Genomic DNA, 21,458 nt, shown 5'->3' on the forward strand with positions numbered 1-21,458 from the left:
TATTCGCGTGCAATGGTAGCAGTTCTTGAAAAAATCCTAAAATAGGTCGCGGTGTAATTCCTTGTAATACATCGTTAAGCCCGCCATCGGTCCTTCGCTGATAATCCCGACACGCAATTGTTTTGACTTCAATACGCGTTGCAAGATATCGGCATAATAAAATGCGACCGACCCCGTAACGTGTATGGGAACTTCCGTTGCCTGTGGGTATTTCAATAAGTATAAATCACAGAATGATTGAAAGGATTTTTCAATCAATTGATAGCAGAATGGATGTTTCCGGTGGTCAAATAGGAATTTAGAAAATGATGCAAACCACCGATTTGGGAATTCGCCCTTGTATGCATGCTGAAGTATTGTTAATCGGTCAAGTTCGCCGAAGCGTTTGGTAAATGTCAACTGTAAATCGGCGGGTAATTCATGATGCAAATACGCCAATACAAGGCTTTTTCCAAGATGACCTCCACTTCCTTCATCACCTAGCCAAAATCCAAGTGGGGGAACTTGATGTTGAATTTCTCCTTGCTCAAAATAGCCTGAATTAGAACCTGTGCCTAATATGCAAGCGATACCCGGCGCCTTCCCGCACAACGATAGACCTGCCGCGATTAAATCATTTTGAATGCTTAGTTCAGCATTCCCAATCACCGGCAATAAAACTTCCCGGATGACATCTTTTTTTGATTCATCTGTAATTCCGGTGCCAAAATAGTAGACAAACCGAAGCGTCATTCCCTTGATTTTTTGAAGGACTTCGTGCTGGGCGTCGCAAATTTGTTTAGCTGTTTGGTAATATGGATTTATGCCTGCCGATTGAAAACTTTCAAAAGCTTCATTTGCCTGCGTGATATAACGCCAAGCCGTTTTGGTAGATCCACTTTCTATGAGTAGTATCATTGTAACAGTCCTATCGGGGTGAATTTTTCGAATACTTTTTCACTATGTGGCGCATCGGCTAATTCCGATGTGAGGTCTTGACCAGCCCAATGTTCATAGTGTTTCCCATTCTTCCATAATTTGGAATTTGTCATGTCGTAAATGTATCCACGAAATGCCACCCAAATCTCGGGACGGTCCTGCCCATTTCGGAGCGCTAATTGAGATCGGGTATAGGAATGTAATGCTTCTGACAAGTCCAATATTATTATTTTACGAAGCTAAATAAAAAGGATTAAAGACCGTTTTATTACCAAAGATTTTTAATTTTACATCTACGAAAAACGGATGTATTTTATGAAAATCTTTCAAGGTCTACTCATTTGTTTGTTAAGTGTACAATTGCTCTCTTGTGGTTCATCTGCAGGTTCCGATCCGGCACCAACACCTCAGCCAACAGTTTCACAATTAGTTAGTAAGTCTTGGAGTGTGAGTGCAGCCTCATGGGACGGTGTGACGCAATATTCCAAAGGAGCAACGAGCAATTTGGTTTCGGGATATTCTCAATTCAAACTGGATTTGACAAGTTCAACTTCAGCTTCGTTAACGGAGTTTGACGGGCGTAAATTTACAGGGACTTACACCTTGTCAGTCGATAATAAAAAAATTACCTTAAATGGCTTAACGAGTTCAGAGGGAGCACCTTCAGGGACAAACGGAACCTTGGAATTTAATATCGTAGGGACACCATCGGCGTCTGCTTTGAGCTTAGAAACAAGCTCGACCTACATCAAAGCCAGCAATAAAAAAGTTAGCTTAGCTTTAGTAAACCCATAATCAACGAGACATTGTGTAAGCCGTCCCCCGTGGCGGCTTTTTTTATTATATGGAAAACAGAACAGAAATAGGCACCTTAGGTGAATTTGGATTGATCAAGCGTTTGGCGACTCCTTTTGCCCAACAGCAGGGTTGGACAAAATTAGGTATTGGTGACGATGCGGCGCTTTTGGATGCGTCAAATCAATTGACCGTTACCTCAACCGAATTGTTGATTGAAGGGGTCCATTTTGACCTATCCTACACGCCATTGCAACATTTAGGCTATAAAATCGTGACACTCGCTGTGTCGGATATTGCCGCAATGAATGCCATTCCTACGCAGGTGTTAATCGGAATCGGTTTAAGCAATCGTTTTTCCGTTGAGGCTGTGGACGAATTATATGCAGGCATCAAAAGTGCTTGTGAAGATTATCAAATCGACCTAGTGGGCGGAGATACAACGGCATCTCCACAAGGATTAATTGTTTCCGTTACAGCAAACGGGGTAGTAGATTCGACTCAAGTCGTTACACGTTCGAATGCGAAACCAAACGACGTTATCTGTGTCAGTGGGGATTTCGGAGGAGCCTTGATGGGGCTTCAATCCTTAGAACGCGAAAAACAAGTGTTTCTGGCAAATCCAGATATGCAACCCGAGTTGGATAACAAGAGTTATGTGGTGTTGCGTCAATTAAAACCCTCCGCACGCTTTGATATCATTCATGAATTACGCGAATTAGGCGTTGTGCCTACATCGATGATCGATAGTTCGGATGGCTTAGCGGCAGAAATCTTACATCTCTGTGAGGCTTCAGGAACTGGCGCGCGGATCTTTGAAAAGAACATACCGATTGATGACGAGACGTATTTGGCCGCTACGGAGTTTAATTTAAGCCCCTTGACCGCAGCATTAAATGGAGGCGAAGATTATGAATTAGTCTTTACCGTTTCGCAAGCGGACTTTGATAAGGTAGAGAAAATAGCAGATGTGACCGCGATTGGTTACATGACAGACCTGAAAAACGAAAAGGTCATGGTCATGAAATCCGACCAGATTGTCAATTTGACTGCTCCCGGATTTAACTAAATTCCCATGTCTGTAGCCATCATGCAACCTTATTTCTTCCCTTACTTGGGCTACTTTCAGTTGGTCCAAGCCGCGGATGATTTTGTGTTTTATGATGACGTCATGTTCATCAAAAAAGGCTGGATCAATCGGAATCGAATTCTCATGCAAGGCAAAGAATTCTTGTTCACGATTCCGCTTGAAAAACAAAGTCAAAATAAGACGATTCGCGAATCAACCGTAGCCTGGGGGCCAGAATTTCCGGGAAAGTTTATCGTGCAATTGGAATCAGCCTATAAAAAAGCTCCGCAATTCAATCAAGTTATGCCTTTGATTCGGGCTCTTTTTGCTGAGCAGCCTGAGAGTATGGCAGAACTCGCTGGGAAAAGTATTGAGCTTGTATGGCAATATTTAGGCTTGGAAAAACGTTTTCACTACAGCTCTGAGTTAGCTGATAACCAAGCTGACGGAAGAGCTGAGCGTTTAATTCACATAACGAAAAGTTTAGGCTCATCGCAATACATCAATGCCCTAAACGGCCAAAGTCTCTACGAAAAGGATTTCTTTGCCTCGCATGGGATTGAATTGTTTTTCATTAAGCCTTCGCTTCAGCCCTATAGCCAAGGGAAGTTAGCAAGCTTTGAGCCTGGACTTTCGATGATCGATGTCCTGATGTGGAATGAGCCAGCAGTCATTGTGGCGATGTTGAAGAACTTCAGCTTGGAATAATTGGCCATTTGCTAAGTATCTCGTCGTTCGAATTGCTTTATTTGTAAATTTGTATGCAGTTTTAATCGTTGGAGCAATTAATGACACAATCCCTTTTCATTCGTAGGTATTCGAATCGCTTTCTTTCAAGATGGCTCGTACTTGCTATTGATTTGCTGATTGTCATGTTTTCTTTTTCGCTTTCTTCCCTCTTGCGGATGAATTTTCATTATGGCGAAATCGATTTATATAGTTTCCAATTTCATTTTGTATTCTTATTTGTTATTCGATTGTCTGTGTTTCTGTGGTTTAAGTCTTACACAGGAATTATTCGACATACGAGTATTGAAGATGCTGTGTTAATTTTAAAGGCGGTATTCACCGGAACAGCCATTGCAGGGTTGTTTTCATTGAGTCTTCGATACTATTCAGGAATTAATACCTTGTTGTATGTTCCTCTTTCCATTTTAGCGATTGATTTTTTCATCTGTTTATTTCTGATGGTTTCCCTTCGCTTTTTTGTGAAGTCTTTTTACGAGTCGTTTATTAATGAATTTAAGCCAGCTGTGGGTGTACTGATTTACGGCGCAGGTTATTCGGGGATGTTAACGAAAAACGTCATCCAAAACGACCGGGGTGTAAATTATCAAGTACTTGGTTTTATTGATGATAATGCTGCCAAAATTGATAAGACGATCGAGGGAATCCGAGTTTTTAGTTTGTCCGAAGCCATGGAAAAATTCGTAGACCACTATGATGGACTACAAGTCATTATGGCCATTAATAACATTGGCCTTCAAGCAAAACGTAAGATTTCGGATGTATTTCTAGATCGGGGTGTTGTGGTGAAAATCCTTCCTCCTGTAGATAAATGGGTTAATGGTGAGTTTGCATTGAATCAAATTCACAATGTCAAAATTGAAGATTTGTTGGGGCGCGAAGAAATTCAAATGAACAACAAACAAATCAGCCAAGAAATCAATTCAAAATCTGTCTTAGTGACGGGTGCCGCGGGTTCGATTGGAAGTGAAATCGTTCGGCAATTGGTGGCTTATTTTCCCGCCAAAATCATTTTGATTGATCAGTCGGAATCGGGCTTGTTCGATTTGGAATACGAGCTGTCGAGTGTTATTCCTGTTAATACAGAGTTGGTCGTGAAGGTCGCCGATGTAACCGATAAAAACCGTTTATCTGTCATATTCAAGGCGCATAAGCCTGCTTTTGTCTTTCATGCTGCGGCCTATAAGCATGTGCCCTTGATGGAGAAAAATCCCTATGAGGCCGTTAAGGTCAATATAATGGGTACACAAATTTTAGCCGACCTATCAGCAGAACATGGTGTCGAGAAGTTCGTGATGGTCTCTACAGACAAAGCCGTTAATCCAACCAATGTGATGGGTGCAACCAAGCGTTTTGCCGAGATGTATACGCAATCGTTGAATGACGTAACAGGGATTCGGACAAAATTTATTGCCACACGTTTTGGCAATGTATTGGGTTCAAGTGGCTCCGTTATCCCCTTGTTTAAAAAGCAGATTGAGCGTGGTGGCCCTGTAACTGTTACCCATCCTGAAATAACGCGCTACTTCATGACCATTCCAGAAGCCTGCGAACTCGTGTTGGAAGCCGCAACCATGGGTGTAGGAGGTGAAGTTTTTGTCTTTGACATGGGAGAGTCAGTGAAAATTGTCAACCTAGCTAAAAAAATGATTACGCTGAGTGGACTACGCGTGGAACGTGATATTGAAATTAAATATACGGGACTTCGCCCTGGAGAAAAGTTGTATGAGGAGTTATTGAACACCGATGAAAATACGCTGCCTACGCATCATCCTAAGATTTTGATTGCGAAAGTAAATGCCCCTTCTTATGCTTTCATGGAAACCCAGATGCAGGCAATCTGTCAATTATTGAGCGCCGGCGACAACAATAACCTCGTGTCGAAAATCAAAGAAGTGATTCCCGAATACATTTCGAATAACTCCGAGTTTGAAAAGCTAGATTTGAAGGCTGTTTCGATGAAGCGTTCTCCATCAACGAAGTAGGGCTTTCGCGATTCGAATGGCCACCCATGTTGCGATGGGTGCAGCAACAATATCCAAACTATAATGTACATGCTGAATTAGCAGCAAGATTACCAGCACGCTTGTCAAAGCAATGGCTATTTTTCGCTCCTTTGCCTGAGGTAAGAAATAACAGACAAATACCATGGTTGCCGTATGTCCGGAGAAGAACAAGTCTTTTGTTATCGCCAGATTCTCTCCATAGATAAACAATTCCGCAATGGGGTCATGTAAATCAACTAAGCCCTCTGGTGGGTTGAGCGCTACCCAATAGATACTGGCAAACCGCATGATCGTTTCTACATTAAACGCCCACGCAAACCACAGGAAATGTTTAGGCTGACGAATGATTCGTGCGATCAGGTAGACCACGCTGAAGTAGATAATCGCAAAAATGGGAATGGAGACATTTTTTGCTGGGATGTTTGCTAAAACGATATCCTGCATCACGATACCTTCCCGCTGTTGAATCCATTGGAAATAATCGTCGGCCTTCCAGGGGAAGATCGCAAATACAGCGATAGCCAGTATCAATTGCCAACGAAATCGGCTATCTTGCCAAGCGGCAGTCCAATTTTGTTCGATGGATTGTTCAAAACCTTTCATGTATTTTTTTCGTTATACCCTTGAAAACGGAGCGCAAAACTACGCTAAATTTAAAATGAAATGAATAAGCTGCTTAAAAATATTGCTCTAATTGGACTTATTTCCATCACGCTCGCTCATATATCATGCGGAAGTTCTTCAAAACCAAGCGCATCATCATCAAACTTGAATACAACTAAAATGGATACAATTACGTTCGGCGCAGGGTGCTTTTGGTGTGTAGAGGCTGTCTATCAGCGTTTAAAAGGCGTTCATTCGGTTACTTCCGGTTATATGGGAGGAAAATTAAAAAATCCCACGTACCGTGAAGTATGTTCGGGTTTAACAGGCCATGCAGAGGTATGCCAAATCACCTACGATCCCCAAGTAATCTCTTTTCAAACTCTCCTAGAGGTATTTTGGCAAACGCATGATCCTACAACCTTAAACCGTCAAGGTGCGGATGTGGGGACTCAATATCGTTCAGCGATTTTCGCACACTCGGCCGAGCAATTACGCTCAGCGCAGGAGTGGAAATCAGACCTTAATGCAAAACAGGTATTCCCGAATCCCATCGTAACACAAATTGTAGAGGCCTCCGATTTTTATCCCGCGGAAGATTATCATCAAGATTACTACAAATTAAATGGGGCTGAGCCTTATTGCCAGATTGTCATTAAGCCCAAAATGGACAAATTCCTGAAGGTCTTTAAGGATAAATTGAATTAAAATCCGCCTTTGTCGTAGAAGCTTCTCCGACGAGATATTTTTAAATCTTGCAGTAAACTGGATTTTACGCGCAGGTCAAATGAGTAATTACTCGCCCGGCCGTAAAACGGACTCGCAATAGGCGTCCAATTGAAATTCATTTCCCAGCAATGCAAATCACGGTGTACGGACATATTCGTATAGGTCAAGCCGCTGTACTTGAAGTCGTAGCCTGAACTCACGGAAAACTTCCATTTTTCACTAATGCTTAGGTCGCCTTGGAATGTTAATCCACTAATTTTTTGTGGATCCGCTAAGCCCATCCGATTATAGCTAAACTGATAGGAGAACGAAAAAGTCCAAGGCACATTCCAGTCGACATAATCATCCATGTTCCGGTTGATTTGTTTCAGCTGGGCATCTGAGCCCATGTCACTTGTCTTCGTCTTCTTCGCTGTGCTAGGGGCGAAACGGCGGCCTACCGACAAATTAAAAGATTGTAATCTCCCAAGTCCTTCTCCTTTACTAAACATGTACTCGTTGGTCCTGCGGCCCATATCAAAGAATGCATTGTCTTGCACATACGAATACGGGTCAATGCTACCACCTATGTTAATGTCAAATTCTTTAACACGCGAATTGGCGTTAAAGCCAATGTTTGATAATGGGTACTCTTTGGCTAATAAATTATAACTCCCGTTGATTCCAAAATTGTCAATCAAACTGATTTTTTCATTCTGCTTGGTCGCTGTATCGGACTTGGTTTTTAGTTTCGCCTCGAGCGTATTTTGTATCCCAAAACTTATCGCGCCAGATGCACCACCGTATGACAAAATACGTGGGTCGAAGGTGCTTAGTCGGCGAATATCCCCCACTTGCTCCACACCATCTGCATTAATAAATTTCCGGTTATTGATTCGCACATCCTGGAAATATCCGTAAGCTGGATCCGAATAATCGGGGGTATAACTTACACTGATGGATGGAACAATGGTGTGCCTTAATGCTTCCAGGCGCCCTTTCTTAAATCGTGCCGTCCCAAATAAACGGGTGTTCATGCTGGCCGAAAACGAGATCTGCGAATTGAATTTGGGAAGCCCACCTACCGTATCGATACGTACTGTGGAGTCCGACTTCATGTAGGTATATTTGTAGGAACGGGTGTACATATTTCCCGACCAAGAAATACCCGGTGTGATGTTGACGTAGCGATTTAACTTAATGTTTGGTAAGGAAATCGGTAAGCTATAATTGAATTTCGTCTGTGCCTTTTCCCAAAGCATCGGAATCGTGCTGGCATTCACAGCTACTACCCCCGGAGGAAGGTCATCCGCATTGGTTGGGATAAATGGTTTTTGAATGATGCCCCGCTGACTATTGGTCTCACGTGGATATACATCAAATTCATAGCGCGTATAGGGATCTGCAATTTGATTGGTCATCGAGATTCCGCCTGAAAAATCAAGTCCTACTCGGAATTGATCCATGAATCGGTCTCCTACGCTTGATTTACGCTTAAACGGCTGAAATTGATTTAATCCTACGCTGAACTCTGTTCCCGCATCAAAAATACGTGTTGTTGTATTTTGATTGATACGCAAGCTGATGCTGCTTCGAAAGATTTGGCCTACATTCTTCGTGTATTGAACGGAGGACCCAATGGTATTGGATAGATACTGTTGGGTATTGAAATTGTTGTATTGATTATACGAATTGGAAGCGACGTTCACGGACGCAGAGAAACTGGAATTACCCAAACTTCGTGGCGTATGTGACCATTGCAAAGCGAAGTCGGTTCGTTTTGTCGGGTTAAATTCGTCCCCATTCGAGTTTCGATTGAATGCTAGGTTAAAGCTTCCTGCGTAACGATAGCGCTTGTTGTATTGCGAATTAGCTCCTAATCCCCAGCCCCCTTTGGAATAAATCTGTCCCGTAAATCGAATCCCAATATGTTCACTCGCGGCCCAGTAATAGCCGCCTTCACGTAAATAAAATCCTCTTCCAGAGGGCTCTTCCCCATAGGTAGGCACGAGAATTCCTGATTTCCCAGCTTCTTTGGGTTGCGAATAAGGAAAGAAACCGAAAGGTAAACCGATGGGTAGGGGAATGTCATTTAACTCGAAATGAAAAGGACCCGAAATGATTTCTTTCTTGCCCACCACTTTGATTTTGCTCGCTTTAATGTGAAAGTGTGGATGACTTAAATTACAGGTCGTATAAATAGCGTTTCGGATGTATAAATTGTCTTCTTCGTCTTTTTTGACCGTCTTTCCCTGTACGAATCCTTCTCCTTGTTGGGTGACAATTCCTTTAATGGCTGCTCGCTTCGTCTTGAAATTATAACGAATTTCGTCGGAATCATATTTGTCGCCCCCTTGTGTAAATACGGGTAATCCTTCCATTTTATGTGATGTGGAATCGTATTGACCAATGGCGTAAACTTCATTTTTCTCCCAATCCAAGCGGATGTAACTGGATTCAAGGCTAATTTCGCCATATTTTACTTTGGCATTTCCGTAGAGGTGAACGACCTGTTTGGTGGCATCCAACACGGTTGAGTCCGTTGCTGAATAAAATACCGTTGTTTGTAGGTCCTGCTTAGCAAGGCTATCAGATTTAACGAGGTTCTTTTGCGTAGAATCCGCCAAGATTACCCGCTGCGCATGCAACGTCGGTAGGACGCACAATAGGCCGAAGCATAGTAAAAGGTAATATGTGGATTTCTTTATCAAATGGAATTTAAAAATTATATTTGTCCTCTGTAATGAATTTGCAAAATTACATCATTGCGTGGTACCTAAGTGTAATAATCTAAAAATAATGTTTTCATCCATCCGAGTTATTTTTGTTATTGGGCTTGCGTTGTCAATTATCTCGGCGACCATGCCGACGGTTGAGCCCACTCGAACAGTTAAAAAGAATCTCATCAAAACGGTATGTCTCGATGCGGGACATGGGGGCAAGGATCCAGGCTGTTTAGGGCCTTCGGGAGCGAGAGAAGGGAAAGTTACCTTGAAAATCATTTTGGAATTAGGCAAACGTTTGAAGGCGGAATACCCTGATATGAAGGTGATTTACACTCGTGAGACGGACGAATTCATCGAATTATTTGAGCGTGCTGATATCGCTAATCGGAACAAAGCGGATTTGTTTATTTCCGTGCATTGCAACGCTGCGCTCAATAAATCAGCCTACGGAACAGAGACATATACGATGGGTCTCCACAAAACAGATGGGAATTTGAACGTAGCCAAACGAGAAAACTCCGTAATCTTACAAGAGAAGGATTATCAAACCTCCTACAACGGTTTTGACCCAAGCTCTCCTTTAGCTCATATCATGATGGCTAATTACCAAAGCGCCTTCATGGCCAATTCGGTTAAGTTTGCATCACATGTGGAAGATGAGTTTTCCAAAACATTCAAGCGGAAGAGTTTTGGAGTTAAGCAAGCGGGCTTTTTGGTTATTTGGCGTACGGCGATGCCCAGTGTGTTGGTTGAAACGGGATTCTTAACCAATCCGACCGAAGAAGAATATTTGAATTCTGAAAAAGGCCAGGCCGAAGTTGCTGATGCCATTACGACGGCTTTCAAAAAGTATAAAGACGAAATCGAAAAATAAACCCATTATGTTTCAAAGCAACGAATTGAAGGTTGGTTTTTTGGCATTATTAGCCTTCCTGATCCTGTATTTTGGGTTTAACTTCCTGAAAGGAAATGATGTTTTTTCATCTTCCAATATCTACTACGTTACCTACCACAATGTTGATGGTTTGACATCTTCAAATCAAGTTCTTTTGAATGGTATCGAAGTAGGGAAGGTTAAAAAAGTAGAGTTGCTCCCTGAGGACGGTAATAAAATCAAGGTGACTTTGCGGATTACTAAAGATTTAATCCTTCCAGATAAAACGCTTATCGTATTGTCAGATGGAGCTTTATTGGGCGGAAAAGTAATGCGTTTGGAATTATTGGGCAAAGGATCGTTGCCGTCAGAAAGTGTTATACAAGGCACGACGGAAAAAGGCTTATCTGCTTTGTTAAAAGAGCGTGCATTGCCCGTTCTTTCTAATGCAGATTCATTGCTCGTTTCATTTCGTAAAATCAGTGTTAAGTTCGAGCATACAGGGACTCATTTAAATGAATTGATTAAGAATTCGAATTCCGCGGTCACGAACATTAATGGTTCCGTGACGGAGCTCGTAAGTGATAACAAGGCGAATGTGAAACAAATCACAGCGAATATGAAATCCCTATCGCAAAGCTTGACGGAAACAGAAAAGCAACTAAAACCTTTGTTGGTGAAGTTCAACACGGTCGCTGATTCTTTGCAAGCTGTTCGCATTGGTCAAACCTTACAAGAAGCTGGAAAGGCGATTCATTCGCTTCAAAAAATCGTTACTAAATTAGAGCAAGGACAAGGAAGCGCGGGGAAATTGTTGACCAATGACTCCCTTTACAATGGATTAAATAAGTCTTTGTTGGATTTAGATAAGCTATTGATCGACTTCCGTACGCAGCCGAAGCGCTATATTCATTTCTCTGTTTTCGGTAAAAAAGACTTGAAAGCAGTTTCGCAATAATAAAACCCATCGCATGGCGACTAAGCAATTAACGATTTCGGCAGATGTCGAGATAACGGATATTTTAATGGCAGAGCTGGGTGAGATCGGTTTTGATATTTTTGAAGATACCGATTCGGGAATCAATGCCTATTGTCCCATGGAGGTATATGATGCCGCAGCAGCTCATACGATCATAGAGCGGTATCGTTTTTTAGGGTCGATTGATGTTGTGGAGGCGGAAATAGAAAAGCAAAATTGGAACGCGGTGTGGGAAAATAATTATGATCCCATTCGTATTTCAGATCAAGTCAATATTCGTGCGAGTTTTCATGCGCCGGATCCTACCGTGGCCATGGATATTGTGATTAATCCCAAAATGTCTTTCGGAACAGGGCATCATGAAACAACAACTTTGATGGTGCAAGCAATGTTTGAGATTTCGTTGGAAGGGAAATCGGTCTTGGATGTTGGGACGGGAACAGGCATTTTAGCCTTCATTGCGCTGAAATTAGGCGCATCTCGTGTACATGGCTTTGACATCGATCCTTGGTCTGTGGAGAACTCAATTGAGAATGCCGCGCTGAATGCTTGCGAGTCCGCAACCTTTCAAGAAGGAACCATACGAAATGAACCATTAACCATCTATGACGTCGTAATCGCCAATATTAATCGGAATATCTTATTAGACGAAATAGCCGAGTATGCCTTACGCTTAGCGTCAGGGGGCTACTTGTTATTGAGTGGATTTTACGCGGAGGATATTCCGCATTTAACGGATGCGGCCAAACCTTTAGGGCTACAATTAGAGGCCGAAACGAATCTGCGTAATTGGGCTTGTCTCCGCCTTCGTAAGAACTAAACGTTTATTTTCTTCATTTTAGGTGTTAATTCGTGAAAAAACCTTATTTTTGAAGGTTTTACTCATAGAACTCGCGAAATCGAGTTGTTATTAGCTACATGAAGATCTCTCCAAACAAACCTTTTCAGGTTGTTTATTCCTTATTGTCTCACGAATGCCTCGGTTATTTGTTCGAGGTTTTTGTTGTTCAATTGAATGACAAAGGGCAATTGACTTGGGAGTATCAAACATTAACAACACGTAATTTTCATGAGTTTGCACATGGCTTGGATGAGCGAGATGAGGCAGCAGTGAAATTGGTTGAGGGCATGAAGCCTGCCGCGATTTTCGAAAAGTTCAATACCTCCAAGCGTAAAACGATGGAGGAGTTCTTCTTGAAAACCTTTGATGTAGAAAAAGGGGAGAAGGAGATTCAGGAAGCCGTTCATGCCGTAGTTGAAAAACGCCGTGCACAGATTTTCGAATTGATTTGTCCTGATAAGACGCTTTTCATCATGGGAAATGATGGTAATCCGATGCGTCAAACTGTCGAGATTCAAGCCGAAGCGGTCGAGGTGCTTTTCCATTTTATGCGGAACGAGGAGAATACGCATTACTTCCCAACCCTAAAATACAAAGGCAATAAGCTTGAATTCCAATACAAAGACGCACTCATTCTGTGTGATGAACCCGCGTGGATGTTGCTGAATCAGAAGCTTTACCATTTCAAACCTCAGTTAGAGGGGAAGAAATTGCGTGCCTTTTTGAATAAAAAATTCGTGGTCATTCCACGAAACATGGAGGAAGATTACTTCCGTAAGTTCGTTAAAGCCATGGTGGCACGTTATCCTGTGCATGCCAAAGGATTTGAAATCACGAATACGGAGAAAAATTGCCAGTATTTGTTGTCTTATGGTCCGATAACCCCAAAGCTAGATGAAGATGAAAAGGTTTCATCCAAAAAAGCCTTGGAAGCTGCGGATAAGTGGCAATTTGTACTTTCCTTTCAATACGGAAATAACCGCTTCCCTTGGGATGGGTTGTCGGCGGAAGCTAACGTCCTTTTCGAAAAGAAGGGGGACAGTTATGCCTTCCAAAAAATCATGCGTTCACTGACGAAGGAGAAGCGTGCTTTTCAAGCGTTGAAGACAATGGGTTTACCCATGGAGGCTGATGGCCGTGCCACGATTTCGCGTTCTGATGCGGTTCAATGGCTCACTGCGCATAAACAAGATTTAGATCAGGGAGCTTTCTCTGTCCAGTTTAAAGGGGACGGATCTGCACCGCGGTATTTCTTAGGAAAGCCTGAAATAAAGATTCGTATTGGTGAAAAACTGGATTGGTTCGATGTGCAGGCGGTGATTTCGTTTGGTACATTCCAAATTCCTTTCTTGAAAATTCGCCAATTGATTTTACAGAAAAAGAAAGAATTCCATCTTCCTGATGGGTCCATTGCCATCATCCCAGATAACTGGTTCCACGATTACCAAGATCTTTTCTATTTCTCCGAAACTCGCCCAGGTGAAGAAGGAGTCTTCTTAAGACGCCAACACTTTCAATTGATTCAGGAGTGGGAAAATCAGGAATTAGTTAAAACCAATTTGCGTACCAAAACGCTGAATGATCTTAAACTCGAAACCAAAGAATTCCCCGTTCCGAAAAATTTCAAAGGGACTTTGCGTCCTTACCAGTTGGAAGGTTATCGCTGGATGCGAACGCGTCAAGCAGCGGGCCTAGGAGCTTGTTTAGCGGACGATATGGGTCTTGGTAAAACTGTTCAGACGCTTTGCCTATTACAGAGCTTAAAAGAGCAGGGCGAGACCTTGCCATCTTTATTAGTCATGCCGACCTCCTTGTTGTATAACTGGGAGATGGAGGCGAAAAAGTTCACGCCTCAATTGCGTGTATTGTTATACAGCGGGCCGCAGCGTGAGAAATTACAAGCGCAAATCGGTAAAGTTGATTTGATCCTTTGTTCCTTTGGAATGGTTCGTTCAGATATCGATTGGTTCGAGAAACAAGCCTTTAGTTATGTGATTTTAGATGAGTCGCAGGCAATCAAGAATCCATTAGCCAATATCACAAAGGCCGTTCAAAAATTGAATGCGAAGTTCCGTTTGGTTATGACGGGTACGCCGCTGGAAAACTCTACCATGGACTTGTGGTCACAAATGAATTTTGTGAATACGGGTTTACTTGGAACGCAGCGTTATTTCAAAGATCACTTCCAAATTCCTATCGAGAAGAAAGCGGATGGAGATCAGAAAAAGCGTCTTTACTTCTTAATCAAGCCCTATTTATTGCGTCGTGAAAAAAGACAAGTGGCGGCGGATTTACCTGAAAAAATGGAGTCCATCACTTATTGTTCGATGTCCGATGAACAGGAACGTTTATACGATAAAACGAAGTCCTTCTACCGGGATGTCTTATTGAAACAAATCAAGGATGAAGGTTTACAGAAATCGAGATTCTCTGTCTTGCAAGGTTTGACTAAATTACGGCAGTTGGCAAACCATCCCGCCCTTTGTGAAGAGGGTTACGAAGGTGATTCCGGTAAAATGGAGGCTGTTTTAGAGAAATTGGAAACGGTACTTGAACAACATCACAAGGTCTTAATATTTAGCCAGTTTGTTCAACATTTGGGCTTGATTCGTAAGGCCTTGGATGAACGCGGAATTGATTATGCTTATCTGGATGGAAGTACATCTGATCGTAAAGGACAGGTGGAAAGTTTCCAAAAGGATGATGGGCAGTCGGTATTCTTAATTTCCTTGAAAGCGGGTGGTGTCGGCTTGAATTTAACGGCAGCGGATTACGTCTTTTTGTTGGATCCGTGGTGGAATCCGGCAGCGGAGGCGCAGGCCATTGACCGGGCACACCGGATTGGTCAAAAGAAAACCGTGTTTACCTATAAGTTCATTTCCAAAGAGACCGTTGAAGAGAAAATTCTATCCTTGCAACAGCGTAAATTAGACCTAGCTAATGAATTAGTTACGTCAGATGAAAGTATCCTGCGTAATTTAAGTGAAGACGAAGTCTTGGATTTATTAAGCTAATTTGACTAAGATATTCTTAGCCACTTCATGGCTAATGAATGCAGCAGGGGCATTATCAATCGATACGGAAATCGAACGATCAAACGCGTTAACCTCCTGTACATATAATGCGGAGCCAAGACTCAATTGCATTTTGGTCAATAGTTGAAGAAATACTGCCGAATCCTTCGCCACACCCATCAGCACGCAACGCTTTCCCGCTTTAATATCCGAAAGATGTAAATAGCCTAATTCAGGCATTACCCCATTTTTGGTTGGAATCGGATCGCCGTGCGGATCAGTTTTGGGGTATTCTAGAAAGGCATCTAATTTTTCGATAAGGGAATCAGATTCGATGTGTTCGAGTTGTTCTGCAATTTCGTGTACTTCGTCCCAGTTAAAGCCCATTTTTTCAACGAGAAAAACCTCCCAAAGGCGATGTTTACGGACAATTCCCAGCGCAATTTTTTCTCCCTCAGGACTCAAGCGAACACCTTGGTATTTCTGATAATGAACCCAGCCTTTTTCAGCAAGCTTGCGCAACATATCGGTTACCGAAGCGGCCTTGGTTTGGGTTAGTTCGGCAACAGCATTGGTCGAGATATCATCATCATGCCCTTCCGAAAGACGGTAAATGATTTTTAAATAATTTTCCTCTGCAAATGATGTTGACATCTTGTGACATTTTGAATTCAAAAGTAAGAATTTATTTGTGTTAATTTATTTTTTAGGCTCAACTAAAAAATATTTTTGAATCATCATAATTCTTGTATATTTGGGTGTTAATCTCAATTCGATGTCCCAACATTGGCGTAAATCTCATCAGGAAAATTCACTTAGCGAGGTGTTTGCTTCCATTCCAATTCCGAAAGGAGGGGGTTTCTGGCGAAACCTGCGGGCATTCATTGGCCCTGGTTTTATGGTGGCTGTGGGTTATATGGATCCGGGGAATTGGGCGACTGATCTCGCTGGGGGTGCGCAATTTGGGTATACATTATTATCTGTCATTCTCATTTCGAGCCTTTTTGCCATTCTATTGCAACATTTAGCCTTGAAGCTGGGCGTTGCAACGGGCCGCGATTTGGCGCAAGCCTGCGGAGATTCTTTTTCGAAACCCGTAGCCTATTTTCTTTGGATAATCTGTGAGTTGGCCATTGCTGCCTGCGATCTAGCCGAGGTAATCGGCTCGGCACTTGCGCTCCATTTACTCTTTAATATCCCTATTTTGGCGGGTATTCTCATCACCATATTGGATGTTTTCCTGATTCTTTACTTTCAGAATCGTGGATTTAGGGTGCTTGAGTCCATTGTTATGGCCTTGCTAGCCGTTATTACCCTTTGCTTTGGCTATGAAATGTGGGTGGCCGAACCTGTCGTTTCGCAAGTATTACACGGCTTGGTTCCGAGTACGAGTATCATCATGGATGAGCATCAATTGTACGTGGCAATCGGGATTTTAGGTGCTACGGTGATGCCACATAATTTGTATTTGCATTCAAGTATTGTACAAACACGTGCCTTTGAGCAGAATGACATAGACCGTACAAAAGCAATTAAATATGCGACGTGGGACTCCACGATTTCCTTAAGCTTTGCCTTCTTTATTAATGCGAGTATCTTGATTTTGGCCGCTGCGGCTTTTCATTGGAATGGCCGGAAAGATGTGGCTGATATACAAGATGCTTTTTTATTGCTTGATCCTGTTATGGGAACAAAATGGGCCAGTATTTTATTTGCTGTCGCCCTATTAGCCTCGGGCCAAAATGCCACGGTTACAGGTACGCTCGCTGGCCAAATCGTCATGGAAGGCTTTATCGATTTGAAATTGAAACCTTACCTTCGCCGACTTATTACCCGGCTGATTGCCATCGTGCCTGCTTTTTTTGTTACCTGGCTCTGGGGGGAATCGCATATCAATGAGTTGTTGATCCTTTCTCAGGTAATCCTTTCGATGCAATTGAGCTTTGCTGTAATTCCGTTGGTTTGGTTTACAAGTGATGCAAAACGGATGGGGAAATTTGTTAATCCAACTTGGATGACTTGGTTTGCTTGGTCCGTTTCAGCCATTATCCTCTCGTTGAACTGCTATTTATTAGGCCAAATTTTCTTTGCCTAATTGAATTCTCCAGCTGTTATTAGAACCTACGCTGTATTTCTTTGCATAGCTTTCATCGATATGTGGGGCTGCAATTCCGGAATCTAATGCTTCGTTGGATTCAATGTGAATGATTTCTTGAACTTCTATTTCCTGCATAAAAGTTTCAATGGTTCTTGCCCCGCCTTCGATCAAAATGGATTGGATGGAATTTTCTTGGCAATAGGTCATGAACGTTTTTAAATAGTCTACTGATCCTAACGCAATCCACTGTTTATTTCCTACTGATTTGGTCACCGAATAGGTGAAAATGTATGTTGGGAATTCATCTTGTAACAAGACTAAGTTGTCATCCATGCGTGCTTGAGGATCTAGGACGAATCGTAGGGGCGAGTTCCCTGGCCATGAACGCGTTGTTAGGCTTGGATTGTCCGCATTTGCGGTATTCACGCCTACCAATATGGCCTGATGTTCTGCGCGTAAGCGATGTACGAGTTGGTGACTTATCGCATTTGAAAACACCTGTGCATGTCCATTTGAATGTGCGATAAACTGGTCAGCGGAAGATGCGTACTTGACCGTAATGTAGGATCTTTGATTTCGATGATAATAGAAAAAGCGCCGATTAATCAGTTCTCCTTTTTCCGACAAGACACCTATTTGCACGTCTATTCCTGCCGCTTGTAATTTGGCGACTCCTTGACCCGCTACCAGTGGATTAGGGTCTAAATTACAGATGACAACCCGTTGAACTTGGTGCTTAATGAGGAGGTTTGCGCAGGGAGGTGTTTTGCCCGTATGGCTGCAAGGTTCTAGGCTTACATAAGCCGTTGACCCGCTCGCATCTTGTATGCCCTCAAATGCCCGAACTTCCGCATGGGGTCCACCATAGTGGGCATGATACCCTTCCCCTAACATAATCCCATCCCGAACAACGACACAACCTACCCAAGGATTAGGAACAACAAAGCCTCCACCCAGTTGTGCCAGGTCGAGGGCTCGTTGCATCCAAATTTCATCAGTCAACATGTGTCTTTTTTAGATTACGCGACATGTAGCTATATATCGCAGGGATGACATAGAGCGTTAATGTTGTGGAGAATAACATACCTCCCACAACAGCGATACCCATGGAAACACGGCTCGTTGAGCCCGATCCTAGTGCTAAGGCAATCGGTAAAATACCTAAAATCGTACACAAGGATGTCATGATAATCGGTCTAAAACGAGCTGTTGCGGCTGATTTTACGGCTTCTAGTTTTGACAACCCTGTTTCTTTCTTTTGGTTGGCAAATTCGACAATTAGGATACCATTTTTGGTTACGAGTCCAATCAATACAATGATCCCGATTTGCGAGAAAATGTTTAAGGTTTGGCTAAAATCCCATAAAGATAATAGGGCCCCTGCCACTGCCAAAGGCACCGTAAATAAGATAATAAAGGGATCAATAAAGCTCTCAAATTGCGCGGAAAGAATTAAGTAAATCAATAAGATCGCCAAGGCAAATGCGAATAATAAAGAAGAACTGGATTCTTTAAATTGTTTACTTTGGCCATCATAAGCGGTAGAGAATGTTTCATCAAAGGTCTCTTTCGCTAATTTATCCATTTCATCCAAGGCTTCTCCCAAAGTAACTCCCTTTGCCATCTGAGCCGTTACGGTTGCCGCTGAATAGCGGTTGAAACGGAATAATTGCGGCGGTGTACTTTGCTCCGTAATCTTAACCATGTTGTCTAATTGGATTAAATCGCCACGGTTGTTTTTAACATAAAGGGATTTTAAGTCATTCACATCATTACGAAGAGAGCGATTGATTTGACCAATGACCTGGTATTGCTTACCATCCATAATGAAGTACCCGAAACGTCTACCTGAAAGACCCAACTGCAGGGTTTGCGCAACATCCTGAATGGATACGCCAAGGTTCTGTGCTTTTGCGCGATCAATTTCCAAACGCAATTCCGGCTTCGTGAATTTTAAATTGATATCAGAAACCTCGAATTTTGGCGAATCACGCACTTTTGCCATAAACTGCGGCATCATTTTCTTTAATTTTTCGAAGTTGGGGGCCTGGATAACAAAGGCGACAGGCAAACCACCGCCACCGCGCTGACCCGTTTGTAAAGTAGGCTCCTGAATCACAATTGATTTCGCCCCAGAGAATTTTTTGACCTTCGGTTGAAGCGCATCCACAATGGCTTGTTGGCTCCTGCGCGTATTCGAATCACTCAATAATACGCGAATCATTCCTGAGTTCGAACCTGCATTCCCAAAGCCTGGGGATGTAATCGTGTAAATCGCACTTCGTTCCGCCGCGGGAATATCTTTCATGATGAATTCGGTGAATTCATCCGTAAAATTTAACATGTAATCGAAGGTTGCGCCTTCCGGTGCGGTCGCACTAATTCGCAATTGGCCTCGGTCTTCCAGTGGCGCTAATTCCGACGGGATTGCACCCGTTTTGAATAAACCATAAATCACTCCCACAAGGCTAATCATAATGACCCAGGCAACCCAACGAATTTTCAAGAAGGATTGCAACGAATTTTCATAGGCACTAGTTAACCAAACGAAAAAGGGTTCTGTTACATTGTAAAACCAAGGCTTCGAATGTCCCCCTTTAAGAAGTTTCGAACTCAACATAGGAGTTAGCGTCAGCGATACAAAGGCTGAGATGATAACAGAACCTGCCACCACAATTCCGAATTCACGGAATAATTGCCCGGTGATGCCTTGCAAGAAAATGACAGGTAAAAATACCGCCGCAAGTGTAACAGTCGTTGAAATAACAGCAAAGTAGATTTCTTTTGATCCTGCCAAAGCTGCTTCCCAGGGTGTAAGACCCTCTTCGATTTTGGTATAGATATTTTCTAGTACAACAATGGCATCATCCACGACTAGGCCAATGGAGAGGACAATTCCCAACAAGGTTAATACGTTGATGGAGAATCCCGCCAAATACATAAAGAAGAACACGCCAATCAAGGAAACAGGAATTGCTGTTAAGGGAATGATGGTAGAACGCCAATCACGCAAGAACAAGAAGATGACAATCGTTACCAATAATATGGCAGTTAAGATTGTTTCCTCAACTTCTTCAATGGATTTGCGAACGTATTTTGTGTTATCAAATCCTTCTTTCAGGATAACATCACCAGGAATTGTCGACTGAATTTGTACTAATTTTTTATGAATTTGATCGACAATCTCTATTTGGTTAGATCCCGGTTGAGGAACTACCGCGATGGAAATCATCGGAACCATGTCACGCTTAAAGAACGTTTTTTCGTTTTCTGGTGCGAGCTCTGCATTACCTACATCTGAAAATTTAACTGAGCGGTCGCCCTCTTCGCGGATAATTAAGTTATTAAAGTCCTCTACCGAAGTCATACGCCCTTGCGTACGAACTGTCAATTCGGTGTTATTTCCTTCAATACTTCCGGATGGCAACTCGATGTTTTGTTTCGTTAACGCATTAACGATGTCAGGTGCCGTTAATCGGAAGGATGCCAAACGCTCTGGGTCAATGTGCAATCGCATTGCATATTTCTTCTCGCCCCACATTTGCACGGAACTGACACCTGGAATGGTTTGAAGCTTTTCCTTCACATTTCGTGTTGCGATTTCATTTAAGCTCAACAAATCACGTGTGTTGGAATAGATGTTCAAGTTATAGATTGGGTTGGAGTCTGCATCAGCCTTGGAAACGACCGGCGGATCTACATCTTTGGGCAATAAGGCCATGGAGCGTGAAACGCGGTCACGTACGTCATTCGCCGCATCTTCAATGTTGACTGCTAAATCAAATTCAACGGTGATGTTCGAACGACCATCCCGACTCGAGCTTGAAAGCGTTTTAATTCCCGCGATGCCGTTGATGGATTCCTCGAGTGGCTCGGTAATCTGCGATTCGATGATGTCAGCGTTAGCACCCGTATAACTTGTTTGGACGGTAACGACGGGTGGGTCAACCGACGGGTATTCGCGAATTCCTAGGTAGGAGTAGCCAATTAAACCAAATACGATAATCGTCACGGACATGACAATGGAAAGTACGGGTCGTTTAATGCTGATGTCTGATAAGGATGCCATAGGTTGAATAG

At 42.7% G+C, this 21,458-nt stretch carries 17 protein-coding genes; 10 read left to right on the forward strand and 7 right to left on the reverse strand.

Features of this window, described 5'->3' with window-relative positions; all coding sequences use genetic code 11:
• Nucleotides 1–36: 36 nt before the first annotated feature.
• Nucleotides 37–897, reverse strand: a complete 861-nt coding sequence (locus PQG45_RS07010; RefSeq protein WP_316070555.1) for an N-acetylglucosamine kinase — start codon at nt 895–897, stop codon at nt 37–39.
• On the reverse strand, nt 894–1,133 hold the full coding sequence (locus tag PQG45_RS07015; RefSeq protein WP_315574885.1) for a cytochrome b5 domain-containing protein: 240 nt from the start codon (nt 1,131–1,133) through the stop codon (nt 894–896). Before PQG45_RS07015 ends, PQG45_RS07010 begins: the two co-directional genes overlap by 4 nt.
• A 100-nt stretch (nt 1,134–1,233) precedes the next feature.
• Here PQG45_RS07015 and PQG45_RS07020 point away from each other — a divergent pair, with 100 nt between their 5' ends.
• From PQG45_RS07020 to PQG45_RS07035, 4 genes are all read left to right on the forward strand, one after another.
• Nucleotides 1,234–1,713 (forward strand): hypothetical protein, encoded by a 480-nt coding sequence (locus PQG45_RS07020; protein ID WP_316070556.1) that lies wholly within the window; start codon nt 1,234–1,236, stop codon nt 1,711–1,713.
• 49 nt (nt 1,714–1,762) lie between these two features.
• On the forward strand, nt 1,763–2,782 hold the full coding sequence (thiL, locus tag PQG45_RS07025) for a thiamine-phosphate kinase (protein WP_315574888.1): 1,020 nt from the start codon (nt 1,763–1,765) through the stop codon (nt 2,780–2,782).
• Nucleotides 2,783–2,788: 6 nt separating this feature from the next.
• A complete protein-coding gene (locus PQG45_RS07030) occupies nt 2,789–3,490 on the forward strand; it encodes a WbqC family protein (protein ID WP_315574890.1) in 702 nt (233 codons plus the stop codon).
• 80 nt (nt 3,491–3,570) lie between these two features.
• Nucleotides 3,571–5,514: a polysaccharide biosynthesis protein gene (locus PQG45_RS07035; RefSeq protein ID WP_315574892.1), complete on the forward strand. Its 1,944-nt coding sequence runs from the start codon at nt 3,571–3,573 to the stop codon at nt 5,512–5,514.
• Here PQG45_RS07035 and PQG45_RS07040 read toward each other — a convergent pair.
• On the reverse strand, nt 5,503–6,138 hold the full coding sequence (locus tag PQG45_RS07040) for a phosphatase PAP2-related protein (RefSeq protein WP_315574894.1): 636 nt from the start codon (nt 6,136–6,138) through the stop codon (nt 5,503–5,505). The genes PQG45_RS07035 and PQG45_RS07040 overlap by 12 nt on opposite strands.
• Nucleotides 6,139–6,318: 180 nt before the next feature.
• On the opposite strand from PQG45_RS07040, the gene msrA reads away from it, so the two are divergent.
• Nucleotides 6,319–6,846, forward strand: coding sequence for a peptide-methionine (S)-S-oxide reductase MsrA (gene msrA / locus PQG45_RS07045; RefSeq protein ID WP_315575088.1), 528 nt, complete (start codon nt 6,319–6,321; stop codon nt 6,844–6,846).
• Here msrA and PQG45_RS07050 read toward each other — a convergent pair.
• Nucleotides 6,843–9,557 carry a putative LPS assembly protein LptD gene (locus PQG45_RS07050; protein WP_315574896.1) on the reverse strand — a complete coding sequence of 905 codons (2,715 nt, stop codon included), beginning with the start codon at nt 9,555–9,557 and terminating at the stop codon, nt 6,843–6,845. The genes msrA and PQG45_RS07050 overlap by 4 nt on opposite strands.
• Nucleotides 9,558–9,645: 88 nt before the next feature.
• On the opposite strand from PQG45_RS07050, the gene PQG45_RS07055 reads away from it, so the two are divergent.
• The 4 genes from PQG45_RS07055 (at nt 9,646) to PQG45_RS07070 (ending at nt 15,280) form a co-directional block, all read left to right on the forward strand.
• Nucleotides 9,646–10,446, forward strand: a complete 801-nt coding sequence (locus PQG45_RS07055; RefSeq protein WP_316070557.1) for an N-acetylmuramoyl-L-alanine amidase family protein — start codon at nt 9,646–9,648, stop codon at nt 10,444–10,446.
• A 7-nt stretch (nt 10,447–10,453) separates the two neighbouring features.
• Nucleotides 10,454–11,404 carry an MlaD family protein gene (locus PQG45_RS07060; protein ID WP_316070558.1) on the forward strand — a complete coding sequence of 317 codons (951 nt, stop codon included), beginning with the start codon at nt 10,454–10,456 and terminating at the stop codon, nt 11,402–11,404.
• Nucleotides 11,405–11,417: 13 nt separating this feature from the next.
• On the forward strand, nt 11,418–12,245 hold the full coding sequence (gene prmA, locus PQG45_RS07065) for a 50S ribosomal protein L11 methyltransferase (protein WP_315574901.1): 828 nt from the start codon (nt 11,418–11,420) through the stop codon (nt 12,243–12,245).
• 98 nt (nt 12,246–12,343) lie between these two features.
• Nucleotides 12,344–15,280, forward strand: coding sequence for a DEAD/DEAH box helicase (locus PQG45_RS07070; protein ID WP_316070559.1), 2,937 nt, complete (start codon nt 12,344–12,346; stop codon nt 15,278–15,280).
• On the opposite strand, the gene PQG45_RS07075 is transcribed toward PQG45_RS07070, so the two are convergent.
• A complete protein-coding gene (locus tag PQG45_RS07075) occupies nt 15,272–15,934 on the reverse strand; it encodes a metal-dependent transcriptional regulator (protein ID WP_316070560.1) in 663 nt (220 codons plus the stop codon). The genes PQG45_RS07070 and PQG45_RS07075 overlap by 9 nt on opposite strands.
• Nucleotides 15,935–16,055: 121 nt before the next feature.
• On the opposite strand from PQG45_RS07075, the gene PQG45_RS07080 reads away from it, so the two are divergent.
• Nucleotides 16,056–17,375, forward strand: coding sequence for an Nramp family divalent metal transporter (locus PQG45_RS07080; RefSeq protein ID WP_316070561.1), 1,320 nt, complete (start codon nt 16,056–16,058; stop codon nt 17,373–17,375).
• On the opposite strand, the gene ribD is transcribed toward PQG45_RS07080, so the two are convergent.
• Nucleotides 17,352–18,383, reverse strand: a complete 1,032-nt coding sequence (gene ribD, locus PQG45_RS07085) for a bifunctional diaminohydroxyphosphoribosylaminopyrimidine deaminase/5-amino-6-(5-phosphoribosylamino)uracil reductase RibD (protein WP_315574908.1) — start codon at nt 18,381–18,383, stop codon at nt 17,352–17,354. The two genes, PQG45_RS07080 and ribD, sit on opposite strands and share 24 nt — an antisense overlap.
• Nucleotides 18,373–21,447: an efflux RND transporter permease subunit gene (locus tag PQG45_RS07090; protein ID WP_315574909.1), complete on the reverse strand. Its 3,075-nt coding sequence runs from the start codon at nt 21,445–21,447 to the stop codon at nt 18,373–18,375. Before PQG45_RS07090 ends, ribD begins: the two co-directional genes overlap by 11 nt.
• Between the last annotated feature and the right edge of the window lie 11 nt (nt 21,448–21,458).

Source organism: Aquirufa regiilacus (genome assembly GCF_032470275.1).
Classification (GTDB): Bacteria; Bacteroidota; Bacteroidia; order Cytophagales; family Spirosomataceae; genus Aquirufa; species Aquirufa regiilacus.